The organism is Lonepinella sp. BR2357, from assembly GCF_051851525.1.
Lineage (GTDB): Bacteria > Pseudomonadota > Gammaproteobacteria > Enterobacterales > Pasteurellaceae > Lonepinella.
The window spans coordinates 38,426-52,667 of record NZ_JBPDVG010000011.1; the positions used below are offsets into that span (position 1 = coordinate 38,426).

The following is a 14,242-nucleotide window of genomic DNA, read 5'->3' on the forward strand; positions in this document are numbered from 1 at the left end:
CCTTAAATCTCCGCCCCTAATCCGATGTAAAATTGAATATTTTTGCTATCGTCCTTATCTCGTACTGGCGTTGCAATATCAAATTTAATGGCACCCACAGGCGATGCCCAACGTACGCCCATACCTGCCCCATAACGCAATTCATCGGTATGATAAGAACTGGCGGCTAAACCGGCATCGTAGAACGTAGCGAGCCACCAACTTGGATAGACTTGATATTGATATTCAACGGAACCGGTGGCTAAACGTGATGCACCAATTAACTTACCATTGCTGTCTTTTGGCGAAATTTTCTTATATCCATAGCCACGCACACTGCGATCGCCCCCGGCAAAGAAACGCATAGACGGTGGCATGCGGTGGAAGTCATCGGCGTGTAACCAACCAAGATCCAAACGTCCCACCACACGATGATTTTCCGCAAAGGTTTTAATCACCGCACCGGACGCACGTAAACTGACAAAATTCACATCGGATAGCCAAATCTTCTGCCCGACATCTGCGGTTAAACTGAATGTATGAGCCCAAGTGGGGAAAATACCGCCTTCTAAATATTTATGGCTCACGCTTGCGGTGGGATACAGCAAAAAGGTTTTATCTTCCACATCGGCTTGGGTAAATTTATCGTAGCGAGATCGCACCCCAAGGGAATACTGCCAACCGTCAGGGTAGTCCCAATAACGCAATCCCCCCACTGTAATGGCGGTAGATTTGGTATCGGTACTGCTGTCATTTTCGTTTTCAATCCCTGCACTAAATTGATAATATTCGTACAACGGATTTTTTAATAACGGCATTTTATACGACATCTCAATGGTTTGTTTAGGCGAAGATACGTAGAAATTGGAGCTAAAACTATGCCCACGGTTATTAATCCAAGGCTTTTTCCAACCTAACTGCAAACGTGGCCCCACATCGGAAGAATAACCAATCCCCACTTCCATGGAATTTTTCTTTTTAGGGTACATCAACAGGTCAAAATCCACGGTTTTGCTGTCTTCATTTAAGGTCGGTTTCATCAGCACCGATTGAAACCAACCTGTTGATGTGTAATCATTATTGGTTTTCAGCACATCCGTTAATAAATACGGATCGCCTTGTTGCAAGGTTAAAATATTTCGTAAATAATCTTCACGGATCTGTGAATTTTGGAAACGAAACTCACCATAACGATAACGTTCACCGCTTTCAAACAGCAAACGCCACCACGCCTGATAAGTGGAAGGCATGACTTCCAAGCGATGAATAGAAAAATCCGCATCAAAATAGCCCCGTTGAACCGCTAATTTTTGCACCGCACTTTTGTAATCATCATAGGTTTCGTGATTGACAATATCGCCTTTTTTTGGCACATCTTTATTTAACGCCAGAAAAGCGTCATCCGTGGCCGCCGCACCTTTCATCTGAACATCCGCTTGTTCAATGCGTACCGGTTTGCCAAGCTCCACATTGGCAATCAGTTCTTTTCCGTTCGGCGAGAGAGTAAAATGGAGTTGAAAATCGTAATAACCCAACACACGCAACCCCTTATACAAGACGGTGCGGATTAATTCTTGATGACGCTCTGAACCATCAGATTCATCCGCATCAATCTCATCAAGATAAATTTGTGCATTCTCTTTTAATTTTTCATCTTGAATGCCTTGTAAACGCACCTTGACCTTTGGCGTCACCGTTTTTTGCTCGCTATCTTGCAACGTAGGTGCTGACGGATCACGTTGCTCAGCCAACGTCATCATGGGATAACCCACAACATAGCTCAATATCAACCAAAACAGTAACTGCTTGCTCATTTTCATCTCATTCAACCTATAAACACATTAACCTTTGGGGCTGTCAAAACATCAACAACCCCCTATATCTTAGTTTACATTTCAATGAGATAGTTCGCAATTATTGAATGTGATTTATTCGGTTAAAATTGATGATTTAATCACATTAAACTCAGCAGGCAATGCTTGATCACAAACGAATATATCAAACTGTTGCAAATTTCCCACATAGGCCTGTTGTACCTTGTTAATTTTAGATGAGTCAAACACCAATATGGATTGTTGGGTTTTCGCCATCGCTTTGTGTTTGGTTTTGGCTTCATCTACATTAAAACAGGTCACGCCCTGTTTCACATCCACGCCAGCCGCCGAAATAAAGGCTTTAGTGGTGCAAATGGCATCCAGTTCCGTATTGAGTTGAATGGGCGTTAAAAAAGAATTGTGTCTGGAATAATGCCCACCGCACAAAATCACGTGGCAATTCGGTTTTTCTTGTAACACCAAAAAGCTATTAATGGAACAACAAAGTGCGGTGAATTTGATCGAAGAATTGATTTGAGATGCAATGAAAGGAATGGTGGAACCACAATCAAAAAACACCACATCCCCATCTTGCACCAGCTCCGCTGCCAATTTCCCTACCTGCATTTTTTCCGCAATATGCTTGGTTTCTTGCTCAAAAATCAAATAGTTATTCTCATTGGATTTCTGCGGATCTTTAACAATATACCCCCCTAACAACACCACCGAGCCTGTATTGGTACTCAAATCACGGCGAATGGTCATCTCCGACACATTCAGCATATCCGCCGCATCTCGCAAATGGATTTTGTCCATCTGCTTCAGTAAAAATTCCAATTTCTGAATACGGGATTGTACTTTTTTATCCATAACAGGCTCGCTTATTCGTTTTCGGGGTGGAAGATTAATATCCGCCCTGATTATCTTGCAAACCGCTAATAATTGCAATCCCTGCACTGGCACCAATACGCGTCGCCCCTGCGTTAATCATCGCCATCGCCGTTTCCGTATCACGCACCCCACCTGACGCTTTCACGCCTAATTTTTCGCCCACGGTTTGACGCATTAACGCAATATCTTCCACCGTCGCACCGCCTTTATTAAAGCCTGTGGATGTTTTCACAAAACCCACGTTCAAGTCACGGCAGATCTCACAGGCTTTGACAATCTCATCTTTCGTCAACAAACAGGTTTCCAAAATCACTTTCAAGGTTTTACCGTTGCACGCCGCAAGCACCGCTTGAATATCCGCCTGCACCGCATCCCACTTGCCCGATTTAATCCAACCCACATTGATCACCATATCAATTTCTTCCGCTCCAGCCACAATCGCTTGTTCCGCTTCAAAGGCTTTCACCGCCGACAAATTCGCCCCCAGTGGAAAACCCACCACTGTGCAGATTTTCACATCCGAACCTGCTAATTGTTGTTTCGCCAACGGAATATAACCCGAATTAATACACACCGAACAAAAATGATGCGCTAGGGCTTCTTGGCAAAGTTGAATAATATCTTTTTCCGTTTTTTCAGCGGTTAAAGCGGTATGATCGATAAATTTCGCTAATTCATTTGGTTTCATAATAATGTCCTTTTTTGTTTGGTTTTTGTGATTATTTTAACTTTTTTCTATTTTACAGTAAAAATTTTTTAAATCTGTGATCTTTGTCACAAAATTAACATTTTATTTGATTTATACTGCTTGCAGTAAAAATTGTTACTATTCTAACATAATGTCACTAAGGAGAAAACGATGGATATTGCAGTTATTGGATCAAATATGGTTGATCTTATCGCTTATATAAACGAAATGCCTAAACTGGGTGAAACCCTTGAAGCCCCTGATTTCAAGATGGGTTGCGGTGGTAAAGGGGCTAATCAAGCTATTGCAGCAGCAAAATTAGGATCATCAGTAATGATGGTTAGTAAGGTTGGCGATGATATTTTTGCGGAAAATACCGTGAGAAATTTCCAACATTATGGCGTAAATACTGATTTTGTGAAAAAAGTCACAAATGTCTCTAGTGGTGTTGCCCCTATTTTTGTGGATAAATCATCGCAAAATCGCATCTTAATCGTTAAGGGAGCGAATAATCACTTAAAACCCGCGGATATTGATCAAGCTGAAGTGCGGTTAAAAAATTGCAAATTATTTATTTTGCAACTGGAAATTCCGTTGGAAACGGTATATTACGCTATTGATTTTGCTAATCGTCATCAGATTCCAGTGATTTTAAATCCTGCTCCAGCAAGCCCTGATTTAGATATTCAGTATGCGTGCAAATGTGATTTCTTTATGCCAAATGAAACTGAATTAGAAATTTTGACAGGAATGCCAGTACAAACAATGGAGCAAATTCAACAAGCGGCGAATAGCTTGTTAGCAAAAGGGCTAAAAAATTTGATTGTGACCCTAGGCGAAAAAGGCTCAGTGTGGTTGCACGGCAATGAAATTACGCATATCGCCCCACACAAAGTCAATGCGGTGGATACCAGCGGAGCAGGTGATGCCTTTATTGGCTGTTTTGCCCATTACTATATTGCGACACAAGACGTGGAAAAAGCAATGCAAATGGCTTCCCTTTATTCGGCTTATAGCGTGACAGGCTTAGGCACGCAATCTTCCTATCCAAATAAAACTGAATTTGAGCAATTTCAACAATCTGTGAAATAAGGAGCATCTTATGAAAGACATTCAACAAATGCCTGACGGCTATCTCAACAAAACGCCGATCTTTCAATTTATTCTGTTATCTTGTTTATTCCCATTATGGGGAGCGGCTGCCAGTTTAAATGATATTTTAATTACCCAATTTAAAAGCGTCTTCACTTTGAGTGATTTTGCCAGTGCGTTGGTTCAAAGTGCGTTTTATGGGGGTTATTTCTTAATTGCCATTCCAGCGTCTTTAGTGATTAAAAAAACGAGCTATAAAGTGGCGATATTAATTGGTTTAACCTTGTACATCGCAGGTTGTTCAATGTTTTACCCTGCATCCCATATGGCAACTTACACAATGTTTTTGGCAGCGATTTTCTCTATCGCCATTGGATTAAGTTTCTTAGAAACATCCGCCAATACGTATAGCTCAATGATTGGTCATAAAGACTACGCCACATTACGCTTGAACATTAGCCAAACGTTTTATCCTATTGGGGCAATTTCAGGCATTTTATTGGGTAAATACCTTGTTTTCCAAGAAGGGGCAAGTTTAGGCGAACAAATGTCAGGAATGACACCAGAGCAATTACACGAATTTAAATTATCTATGCTAGAACATACGTTACAGCCCTATAAGTATTTAATTTTTGTATTAATTGCCGTGACGATTTTGTTCTTAATTACCCAATTTCCAAAATGTAAAGTGGTGAATACGGATAATCAAGTTTCTAACGTCAAATTCACTGATACCTTAAAATATTTGGCAGCCAACCGTGCCTTTAAAAAAGGCATCATCGCCCAATTCTTGTATGTGGGAATGCAAGTCGCTGTTTGGTCATTTACCATTCGTTTAGCCTTAAATTTGAGCAATATGAATGAACGTGATGCGTCTAATTTTATGATTTACAGCTTCATTGGTTTCTTCGTGGGTAAATTTATTGCCAACTTCTTAATGACCAAATTTAAATCCGACCTTGTGTTGCTTTGGTATTCCATTTTAGGAGTGTTGACGTTAGCTTACACCGCTTTTGTTCATGACTTTTCAGCGGTTTATGCGGCTATTTTTGCTAGTGTGTTATTTGGGCCTTGTTGGGCAACCATTTACGCATCTGTCTTGGGCACTGTGGCAAGAGAACACCGTGAAATCGGTGGAGCAGTGGTGGTAATGTCCATTATTGGTGCGGCTGTCGTCCCAGCCATTCACGGTTATGTGTCAGACAGCTTAGGCTCAATGCAACTTGCCTTTATTGTACCGTTATTATGTTTTGCTTACGTTGGTTACTATTTTTACGACAAATTAAGAAATAGCAACGAAACCAAATAAGGAGAGAACTATGAAAAACAGAATTTATCTTTGTAAACAACAATTTAGTTCAGTAGAACAGGTGATTTTTCAGAATGATCATTTCACTGCCGTGAGTTTTAAATACGATTCTGGCATTGAAGCCATTAATCTGATGAACAGCAAAGGATTTGTCACTGTTTTACCTTTTTATGGGCAAATTATTTGGGATGCTGAATTTAATGGGCAAACACTCAAAATGAAAAATATGTTCAGCGAACCGAAAGTGGGAATAACCATTGTGGATACTTACGGCTGTTTTGCGTTTCATTCGGGGTTGATTCGTAATGGTTGCCCAAGTCCACAAGACGATCATCCATTACACGGTGAAATGCCTTGTGCCAAAATGGATAAAGTCTGGTTAGAATTTGATAATAATGCCTTAGCCATTAGTGGACAAACGGAATATGTGAAAGGCTTTGGCGATCATTATTTGGCACAACCTGAAGTGGTGATTTACGCTGCTCGTTCGCTGTTTGACATTAAAATGCAAGTGACGAATCTAGCCAGTGTGGAAATGCCGTTGCAATATATGTGCCATATGAATTATTGTTATGAATCGGGAGCGACTTTTAGCCAAAATATTCCTGAAAGTGCGGTGCAATTACGTCAAACTATTCCAGCTCACGTTAAACCAACGCCACAATGGACGGCGTTTAATCAGCAAATTCTTAACGGCGAATATCAACTAAATGCCCTTGAAAATAACGAGCTATACGATCCTGAAATTGTGTTCTTTATGGATAATTTACAACAATATCAACAAGATCTTGAATATCGTATGCACTCACCGAAAGGCTATAATTACTTGACGACATTCTCATCAAATCAATTTAATTATGCTACTCGTTGGATTTTATACAATGCGGATCAACAAGTCGCCGCCTTTGCATTACCAGCGACTTGCCGACCTGAAGGTTATTTGGCAGCGGAAAAAGCGGGTTCGTTGATTTGGTTAAAACCGAAAGAAACAAGGGAATTTAAAGTGACAACAGGGATTGAAGAGTAATCTATTGATTCTTAAATTATCTTTTGAAAGTGCGGTGAAATTTACCGCACTTTTTGTTTATTTTTGTGATCTGCATTCCAAAAAAAAGATTATACAGTATCTTACTGTTTAAATAACTATTATAATATGTTCTCGTAATAGGTAAGACAGGATTAGAAAAATGAGTGACATTAAATTATTTGAAAACAGCCAAATTCGTTCTATTTGGGATGCTGAAAAAGAAGAATGGTTTTTTAGTATTGTAGATGTGGTGCAAGCATTGACGGAAAGCCCTAATCCCCGTGATTACTGGTATCGTGTTAAAAAACGGATGTCTGATGAAGAAAAATCTGAACTGTCGACATTTTGTCGACAGTTGAAATTGCTGGCAGGTGATGGAAAAATGCGAGAAACGGATGTGGCTGATATGACAGGTATTTTCCGTATTATTCAATCCATTCCTAGCCCCAAAGCAGAACCGTTTAAAATGTGGTTAGCCGAGGTGGGGAAAGAGCGAATTGATGAAATTATTGATCCAGAATTGACCATTGATCGAGCATTACAAACCTATTTGCAAAAAGGTTATTCGAGAGAATGGATTAATCAGCGTTTGCAAGCCATTCAGGTGCGTAAAGAATTAACTGATGCTTGGCAAGATCATGGCGTGAAAGTGGGGCGAGAATTTGCGATGCTCACTAACGAGATTACTCGAGCTTGGTCGGGTATGACAACGAGAGAATATAAGCATTTCAAAGGGTTAAACAAAGAAAATTTACGTGATAATATGTCAACCACAGAGCTTGTATTGAATATGTTAGCAGAGGCGGCAACCAAAGATATTACTCAAATCACCCATCCTGATGGTTTTGAAGAAAATAAGGCCGTTGCACAACGGGGTGGAAATGTGGCTAAGGTTGCTCGAGAAAGTTTGGAAAAAGAAACGGGAACACCAGTTATTACGCAACAAAATTCCATTGATTTTGCTCAATTAATTGGTTATGTTTCGAGTGAAGTTAAGAAAAAATAGTCATGTATTGTTACCAATACAAATAATCACATAATAAAAAGGAGAATAATATGTCAGAAGTCTTTCATTTAGGCTTAACGAAAGCCATGTTAAAAGGGGCAAAAGTGGCGATTGTGCCGGGTGATCCTGCTCGTAGTGAGCGTATTACTAAATTAATGGATAACCCTGAGTTTTTGGCTTCTACCCGAGAATTTACTTCTTGGTTGGGCTATGTCGGTGGACAACCTATTGTGGTTTGTTCCACTGGCATTGGTGGTCCGTCGGTGTCGATTTGTGTAGAAGAACTGGCTCAATTAGGTGTGCGTACTTTTTTACGTATTGGCACGACAGGAGCAATTCAGCCACATATTAATGTGGGGGATTTACTGATTACCACAGGTGCAGTGCGTTTAGACGGCGCCAGTGGCCATTTTGCACCGTTGGAATATCCTGCGGTAGCCAATTTTGATTGTACCAATGCTCTTTTTGCCGCAGCGAAAAATCAAGGGGTGCAACCCTATGTGGGGATTACGGCATCGTCTGATACATTCTATCCTGGGCAAGAACGTTATGACACTTTTTCGGGCAAAATCTACCGTCATTTTCGTGGCTCACTCGAACAATGGCAGGAACTCAATGTGATGAATTTTGAAATGGAATCTGCCACATTGTTTACTATGTGTAGTGCGTTGGGGTTACGTGCAGGCATGATCGCTGGTGTGATTGTTAATCGTACCCAACAAGAAATTCCGAATGAAACGACGATTCATAGCACGGAGCAAAAAGCTGTTGCAGTCGGGGTGGAAGCTGCAGGCAAATTAGCATTGGATTATGTGTAACGCATTGAGTTTATGAGAAATGTTGAAAGTGCGGTGTTTTTCACCGCACTTTCATAGACTAGATCGACAACTTCGGCTTGCTCACCATAATCTCAATCACCTGACGGTCAGTATATTGCATACTGCGTGATGCAATGTTACACAGATTATCAATGGAACGGTCAATGGAATGTTCAACAATGCCTTCATTGCCCGTCACTTGGGTGTTATCCAACGCCATTAAGACAGATTTATAGCCTGAACTCACGCTAGTAGACACTTTCATGGCACAGCTATTTGCCGCACCGTCACAAATAATACCACTGATGTCACCAATCATACTGCTAATTGCCATGCTAATGGTTTCAAATTTCCCCGTCAGCAACCAAGCCACCCCCGCACAACTGCCCATTGCAGCCGTGGTCGCTGCACATAAAGCGGATAGTTTCGGTAGTTTGCTGTGAATATAAATCGCCATTAAATGGGATAAAAATAACGCTCGAATCCGTTGTTCATGGCTGGCGTTCAAATGGCGAGCCACGACTACAACTGGCATAGTGGCGGCAATGCCTTGATTGCCTGAACCAGAATTACTCATGGCCGGTAGGTTTGCGCCACCCATACGGGCATCGGATGCGGCTGTGGTTTCAATAATAATTCGATTCATTAAATCATCACTTAATAAGCCTTTACCGATTTGATGTTGCAAGGTTCGCCCAATATGTAAGCCATATTCTTGGCGTAAGCCTTCTTGTGAAAGTGCCGAATTCAGTTTTTCCGCATCATCAATAAAGGCAATTTTTTCCAATGCCACATTCATGGAGAAATCAAAAATATCCTGTGCGGAAAGGGCGGCAAAAATATCATTTAAGCTGTCGGTTTCTGCTGCACAAGGTTTAGAAAAAATCACCTTACCATTTTTAGCAATGTAAATAATGTTGGTATGATGTGCGGCAATGCGGACGCACACCTGATCTTCACCATAAAATAAACAGGCTTCGGAATATAAAATATGCTCAGTGTCAAAAATAGACACTTCAACCCGATTTTCTGCCAGTAAATTTTTGGCTTGGGCGACCTGTTCGGGAGTAATACCTTTTAACACTTCTAAGCCCGCATTAGGATCACCACCAATCGCCCCAATCGCTGCCGCCATGGGTAAGCCTAATGTGCCTGTCCCCGGTACGGTGACGCCCATACCGTTTTTCATTAAATTGGCAGATACTTTGGCATCAATACGTTCAGGCAAATGCCCTAAATGATAGCGAGCCACCGCTGATGCCAAGGCTAAGGAAATCGGTTCAGTACAGCCGAGGGCAGGGACGACTTCATTTCTTACGGTGTCTAAGATCAAGTTTTCAGTCGTCTTGTCATTAATTTTCATTTATATTCCTTTAAAAATAATTCGCTGTCTATATAATCAAAACTCAGCAGTACGGCTGAACGTCATTTTTTCCTTTGTGATCGGATGATGAATCGTCAAACTTTCCGCATGCAAACACAACCTTGGCGACATGGCTTTGGCTTGTGGGTGGGCATAAAATTTATCGCCTAAAATCGGGTGTCCTAGGGCTAACATGTGTAAACGTAATTGATGTGAACGCCCTGTAATCGGGGTGAGTTTGACTCTTGTGCTGTTATTCGGCAAGCGTTCCAATACTTCAAATTCCGTCACGGCACGCTTGCCATAGACAAAATCGAGCCGTTGTCGTGGGCGGTTTTCCCAGTCGCAGATTAAGGGTAAATTCACCACACCATTGTCGGCTTTCACATGTCCCCAAACTAAGGCTTGATAATGTTTTTCCGTTTCCCGTTCCCGAAATTGGCGTTTGAGTTCGCTGTCTGCGAGCTTGCTCATGGCGAACAATAAAATGCCACTGGTTGCCATATCAAGGCGGTGTGCAGGTTCGCAAAAGCCGTATTTATCTTTAATGCGACTCATGGCACTGTCACGATATTGCGGTTGGCTACCCGAGACGGAAAGCAAGCCACTGGGTTTGTTGACGACCATAATATGATTGTCATGATAAACAATATCAAGCCAAGGTTCGGTGGGGGGATTGTAGTCAATTAATGCCATAATGGGTTACTCAAAAAAATCAGAATGGCGTATTTTAGCATAATTTAGGCTTGATTTTCTGTTTGTCTATACTATGATTGTTCTATTCATTGATCCGTCTTTTTATAAATATGGTTAAAATTCAAAATCTTAGTTTTTCCTTTGAACAGCAAGTGATTTTTCATGGCTTGGATTTTTCCTTGCCAGAGCAACAATGGACAGCGTTACTTGGGGCATCGGGTATCGGAAAATCTACATTATTGCGTTTAATTGCAGGTTTGGAGAAACATTATCAAGGTCATATTTTGCTGAAACCCAAGGCAAAATTAGCGTGGTTGGCTCAACAAGATAGCCTGTTTCCTTGGCTTTCTGTGTTGGATAATGTGCAGTTGCAAGCGCATTTACAAAGTAAAACCAACGCACAAACGATTGCGAAAGCCGAGCAATTATTGCAAGCGGTGAATATGTTGGAACATAAAAACAAGCCTTGTTATCAGCTTTCGGGCGGACAACGGCAGCGGGTGGCATTGGCAAGAACCTTGATGTTGGAGGCGGATTTAATTTTAATGGATGAACCTTTTTCGGCGTTGGATGCAGTGACAAGATTACAACTACAACAGCTTTCACGAGAATTATTAAAAGACAAAACCGTGCTATTAATTACCCATGATCCACAAGAGGCCTTACGCTTGGCAGATCGGATTTTTGTATTGAAAAAGCAACCTGCTCAACTGTCTGATCCTATTATTCCCGACAGCCCTGCCCCGAGATTTTCTCAAAATCAAGCCTTGTGGCAGTTGGAGCAACGCCTGTTTAGCGAATTACTTGGGGAGGTGGCATAATGCACAACGCAATGAAAACACTGATAAAATCCTTGGGACTGTGTTTAAGCCTTGCCCTGCTTTGGCAGTTAGTCGTTTATCTTTTTGATTTACCCCATTATTTATTACCCACACCGATAGATGTCGGCAACAAAGCCATTGAGCGAGCGGATCTGCTCTGGGAACATGCTCAAATCACGGGCATTGAAATTTTGTTAGGGTTGGCGTTGGGCTTAATTTTAGGGCTAATGTCCGCCTTATTGCTCGCATTATCTAAATGGCTCAGTCGCTTGTTATTGCCCTTATTATTGATTTCTCAAGCCATTCCCGTGTTTGCCATTGCCCCCTTGTTGGTGGTGTGGTTCGGTTATGGCATGGCATCAAAAATCGCCATGACGGTGCTGATTATTTATTTCCCCGTAACCGCCTCTTGCTATGACGGTTTACGCAACACCCCTAAATCTTGGTTAGAACTGGCTCAAACCATGCAAATTTCCCCACAAGCCATGTTGTTTAAAGTCCGCTTACCTGCGGCGTTACCCTCTTTGGCTTCGGGTTTACGCATTGCGGTCACCATTGCCCCCATTGGTGCAGTGATTGGCGAATGGGTCGGTTCTTCGCAAGGCTTGGGGTATTTAATGATGCACGCCAACGCGCGTATGCAGGTGGATTTAATGTTTGCAGCCTTGTTGGTGTTGTTAATCATCACGCTCTGCTTGTATTTTTTGGCAGATAAATTGTTAAACCGCTGGCTCCCTTGGGTCAGCCATTTACGTTAATCTGGAGAACTTTATGAAAAAAATTACCCAATTTTTCACCGCACTTTTGGCAAGTTTTGCGTTAGTTTGCCAAGCTCAAGCCAATGAGAAAATCAGTTTATTGCTCGATTGGTTCATCAATCCCGACCACGCCAATATTGTGGTAGCACAACAAAAAGGCTTTTTTGCCAAGCAGGGGTTAGAAGTAGCAATTATTGAACCCACCGATCCCTCAATGCCACCAAAACTTGTTGCTGCCGGCAAAGGTGATATTGCCGTCAACTATCAACCGCAACTGTTAATGCAAGTAGATGAGGGGTTACCTTTAGTGCGAGTAGGCACGATTGTTGGCACGCCATTAAATTCCTTAACCGTATTAGAAAGTAGTAAGATCAACAAGTTAGAAGATCTAAAAGGCAAAAAAATCGGCTTTTCCGTGAGTGGTTTTGAAGATTCCTTGTTAGAAAAAATGCTTTCCGATGTGGGCTTGCACAAGCAGGATGTGGAATTAATTAATGTCAACTGGGCGTTATCGCAATCTTTGTTGAGCAAACAAGTGGATGCGGTAATAGGCACATTGCGTAATTTTGAACCGCACGAATTGAACCTTGAGGGACATCAAGCCAAATTATTTTACCCTGAACAATACGGCGTGCCGAGCTATGAAGAACTGATTTTTGTGGTGCAAGCGGGTAAACAAAACGATGCTAAAATTGCTAAATTTTTAACCGCACTTGAACAAGCCACCGCTTATATTAAACAAAATCCAACGCAAGCATGGCAAGATTTCGTCAGCTATAAACCAAAAGAATTAGACAACGAACTTAACCGCCGTGCGTGGAAAGACACCATTCCGTTGTTAAGTGATAATGTCCGCAAACTGGACAAAGATCTTTATCAACAAGTGGCACAGTTTATGCTAGATAGCAAACTGATTAAAAGCCTGCCAGCCTTAGACCGTTATGCGGTGGAAGTGGGGCAGTAATTTACGTTGTACAGCCCTCATCATGAGTGATGAGGGTTCTTTTATTAGGATGAAGAATGAAAAAAACTCGCCAATTTTACACCGCACTTTTTAGCCTGACTTTCGCATTATCGGCACAGGCGAATGAAAAATTAACCATGTTAATTGACTGGTTTGTCAATCCCGTACATGCCGATATTGTGATTGCCAAACAAAAAGGCTTTTTTGAACAACAAGGGTTGGATGTGGAGATTATTGAACCCACTGATCCGTCCATGCCACCGAAATTAGTGGCAGCAGGGCAGGCGGATATTTCCATGGATTTTCAACCGCAGTTGATCATGCACGTGGATCAAGGTTTGCCCTTGATGCGTATTGGTACTATGGTAGCAACGCCGTTTACCTCTTTAGTGGTGTTAAAAGATAGCGGTATCAATAGTTTAGCGGATCTCAAAGGCAAAAAAATTGGCTATTCGGTCAGTGGTTTTGAAGATACGATTTTAAGCAGTATGCTAGAATCCGCTGGACTGTCGTTGAAAGATGTGCAATTAATCAATGTGAACTTTGCGTTATCGCAGTCGCTGTTAAGCAAACAGGTGGATGCGGTAATCGGTGCCTATCGCAATTTTGAATTACACGAACTGGCTTTGGAGGGACACCCAGCCCAAGCCTTTTTCCCTGAACAAAATGGCGTGCCATCTTTTGAAGAACTCACCTTAGTGGTGAAAAAAGGACGAGAAACCGATCCGAAAATCGCTAAATTTCTCACCGCACTTGAGCAGGCGACGGTCTATATGAAACAAAATCCCGAACAGGCATGGCAAGATTTTGTGAGCTTTAAGCCAAAAGAATTGGATAATGAATTAAATCGTTTAGCGTGGAATGATACCTATCCTGCTTTTGCGGACAATCCTCGTGAATTGAACAAAGATCGCTATAATAAGGTGGCGGAATTTATGTTGCAAAAAGGCTTAATTAAAACCTTACCCGCTTTGGAAAGCTATACGACAGAAGTACCACGTTAAGATAAAAAATGA

14 protein-coding genes are annotated in these 14,242 nt (G+C 41.6%); 9 read left to right on the top strand and 5 right to left on the bottom strand.

Features of this window, described 5'->3' with window-relative positions:
• Positions 1-2 precede the first annotated feature (2 nt).
• The 3 genes from tamA to deoC form a co-directional block, all read right to left on the bottom strand.
• The gene (gene tamA, locus ACTG7L_RS08530; protein ID WP_439328223.1) at positions 3-1,736 is read right to left on the bottom strand and encodes an autotransporter assembly complex protein TamA; all 1,734 of its coding nucleotides are present in this window, start codon (positions 1,734-1,736) and stop codon (positions 3-5) included.
• 171 nt (positions 1,737-1,907) lie between these two features.
• Positions 1,908-2,663 (bottom strand): DNA-binding transcriptional repressor DeoR, encoded by a 756-nt coding sequence (gene deoR, locus ACTG7L_RS08535; protein WP_439328179.1) that lies wholly within the window; start codon positions 2,661-2,663, stop codon positions 1,908-1,910.
• Positions 2,664-2,697: 34 nt separating this feature from the next.
• The gene (gene deoC / locus ACTG7L_RS08540) at positions 2,698-3,372 is read right to left on the bottom strand and encodes a deoxyribose-phosphate aldolase (protein WP_439328180.1); all 675 of its coding nucleotides are present in this window, start codon (positions 3,370-3,372) and stop codon (positions 2,698-2,700) included.
• A gap of 171 nt (positions 3,373-3,543) precedes the next feature.
• On the opposite strand from deoC, the gene rbsK reads away from it, so the two are divergent.
• The 5 genes from rbsK (at position 3,544) to udp (ending at position 8,624) form a co-directional block, all read left to right on the top strand.
• Entirely contained in the window at positions 3,544-4,464 is a 921-nt protein-coding gene (rbsK, locus tag ACTG7L_RS08545; protein WP_439328181.1) for a ribokinase, read from the top strand.
• 10 nt (positions 4,465-4,474) lie between these two features.
• Positions 4,475-5,773 (top strand): L-fucose:H+ symporter permease, encoded by a 1,299-nt coding sequence (gene fucP, locus ACTG7L_RS08550; protein ID WP_439328182.1) that lies wholly within the window; start codon positions 4,475-4,477, stop codon positions 5,771-5,773.
• Between the two features lie 10 nt (positions 5,774-5,783).
• Positions 5,784-6,800, top strand: coding sequence for an aldose 1-epimerase family protein (locus tag ACTG7L_RS08555; RefSeq protein ID WP_439328183.1), 1,017 nt, complete (start codon positions 5,784-5,786; stop codon positions 6,798-6,800).
• Between the two features lie 160 nt (positions 6,801-6,960).
• The gene (locus tag ACTG7L_RS08560; RefSeq protein WP_439328184.1) at positions 6,961-7,806 is read left to right on the top strand and encodes a BRO-N domain-containing protein; all 846 of its coding nucleotides are present in this window, start codon (positions 6,961-6,963) and stop codon (positions 7,804-7,806) included.
• Positions 7,807-7,856: 50 nt separating this feature from the next.
• On the top strand, positions 7,857-8,624 hold the full coding sequence (udp, locus tag ACTG7L_RS08565) for a uridine phosphorylase (protein ID WP_439328185.1): 768 nt from the start codon (positions 7,857-7,859) through the stop codon (positions 8,622-8,624).
• A 58-nt stretch (positions 8,625-8,682) separates the two neighbouring features.
• Here udp and ACTG7L_RS08570 read toward each other — a convergent pair whose 3' ends face one another.
• Together ACTG7L_RS08570 and rluA are read right to left on the bottom strand one after the other, a co-directional pair.
• The gene (locus ACTG7L_RS08570) at positions 8,683-9,987 is read right to left on the bottom strand and encodes an L-cysteine desulfidase family protein (RefSeq protein ID WP_439328186.1); all 1,305 of its coding nucleotides are present in this window, start codon (positions 9,985-9,987) and stop codon (positions 8,683-8,685) included.
• A 36-nt stretch (positions 9,988-10,023) separates the two neighbouring features.
• The gene (rluA, locus tag ACTG7L_RS08575) at positions 10,024-10,683 is read right to left on the bottom strand and encodes a bifunctional tRNA pseudouridine(32) synthase/23S rRNA pseudouridine(746) synthase RluA (RefSeq protein WP_439328187.1); all 660 of its coding nucleotides are present in this window, start codon (positions 10,681-10,683) and stop codon (positions 10,024-10,026) included.
• Positions 10,684-10,793: 110 nt separating this feature from the next.
• On the opposite strand from rluA, the gene ACTG7L_RS08580 reads away from it, so the two are divergent.
• Genes ACTG7L_RS08580 through ACTG7L_RS08595 form a run of 4 tightly spaced genes read left to right on the top strand, consistent with a single transcriptional unit; the run spans position 10,794 to position 14,230 of the window.
• On the top strand, positions 10,794-11,504 hold the full coding sequence (locus ACTG7L_RS08580; RefSeq protein ID WP_439328188.1) for an ABC transporter ATP-binding protein: 711 nt from the start codon (positions 10,794-10,796) through the stop codon (positions 11,502-11,504).
• 11 nt (positions 11,505-11,515) lie between these two features.
• On the top strand, positions 11,516-12,262 hold the full coding sequence (locus ACTG7L_RS08585) for an ABC transporter permease (protein ID WP_439328189.1): 747 nt from the start codon (positions 11,516-11,518) through the stop codon (positions 12,260-12,262).
• Between the two features lie 13 nt (positions 12,263-12,275).
• Complete coding sequence (locus ACTG7L_RS08590; RefSeq protein ID WP_439328190.1) at positions 12,276-13,226, top strand: ABC transporter substrate-binding protein; 951 nt, start codon at positions 12,276-12,278, stop codon at positions 13,224-13,226.
• A gap of 56 nt (positions 13,227-13,282) precedes the next feature.
• The gene (locus ACTG7L_RS08595; RefSeq protein ID WP_439328191.1) at positions 13,283-14,230 is read left to right on the top strand and encodes an ABC transporter substrate-binding protein; all 948 of its coding nucleotides are present in this window, start codon (positions 13,283-13,285) and stop codon (positions 14,228-14,230) included.
• The last annotated feature ends 12 nt before the right edge of the window (positions 14,231-14,242 follow it).

What these genes read in the sequence shown, in the direction of transcription:
- ACTG7L_RS08570 (WP_439328186.1), bottom strand. Translation starts at nt 9,987, where the DNA reads ATGAAAATTAATGACAAGACGACTGAAAACTTGATCTTAGACACCGTA.
- ACTG7L_RS08580 (WP_439328188.1), top strand. Translation starts at nt 10,794, where the DNA reads ATGGTTAAAATTCAAAATCTTAGTTTTTCCTTTGAACAGCAAGTGATT.
- ACTG7L_RS08585 (WP_439328189.1), top strand. Translation starts at nt 11,516, where the DNA reads ATGAAAACACTGATAAAATCCTTGGGACTGTGTTTAAGCCTTGCCCTG.
- ACTG7L_RS08555 (WP_439328183.1), top strand. Translation starts at nt 5,784, where the DNA reads ATGAAAAACAGAATTTATCTTTGTAAACAACAATTTAGTTCAGTAGAA.
- deoC (WP_439328180.1), bottom strand. Translation starts at nt 3,372, where the DNA reads ATGAAACCAAATGAATTAGCGAAATTTATCGATCATACCGCTTTAACC.
- deoR (WP_439328179.1), bottom strand. Translation starts at nt 2,663, where the DNA reads ATGGATAAAAAAGTACAATCCCGTATTCAGAAATTGGAATTTTTACTG.
- rbsK (WP_439328181.1), top strand. Translation starts at nt 3,544, where the DNA reads ATGGATATTGCAGTTATTGGATCAAATATGGTTGATCTTATCGCTTAT.
- ACTG7L_RS08560 (WP_439328184.1), top strand. Translation starts at nt 6,961, where the DNA reads ATGAGTGACATTAAATTATTTGAAAACAGCCAAATTCGTTCTATTTGG.
- tamA (WP_439328223.1), bottom strand. Translation starts at nt 1,736, where the DNA reads ATGACGTTGGCTGAGCAACGTGATCCGTCAGCACCTACGTTGCAAGAT.
- ACTG7L_RS08595 (WP_439328191.1), top strand. Translation starts at nt 13,283, where the DNA reads ATGAAAAAAACTCGCCAATTTTACACCGCACTTTTTAGCCTGACTTTC.
- rluA (WP_439328187.1), bottom strand. Translation starts at nt 10,683, where the DNA reads ATGGCATTAATTGACTACAATCCCCCCACCGAACCTTGGCTTGATATT.
- fucP (WP_439328182.1), top strand. Translation starts at nt 4,475, where the DNA reads ATGAAAGACATTCAACAAATGCCTGACGGCTATCTCAACAAAACGCCG.
- udp (WP_439328185.1), top strand. Translation starts at nt 7,857, where the DNA reads ATGTCAGAAGTCTTTCATTTAGGCTTAACGAAAGCCATGTTAAAAGGG.
- ACTG7L_RS08590 (WP_439328190.1), top strand. Translation starts at nt 12,276, where the DNA reads ATGAAAAAAATTACCCAATTTTTCACCGCACTTTTGGCAAGTTTTGCG.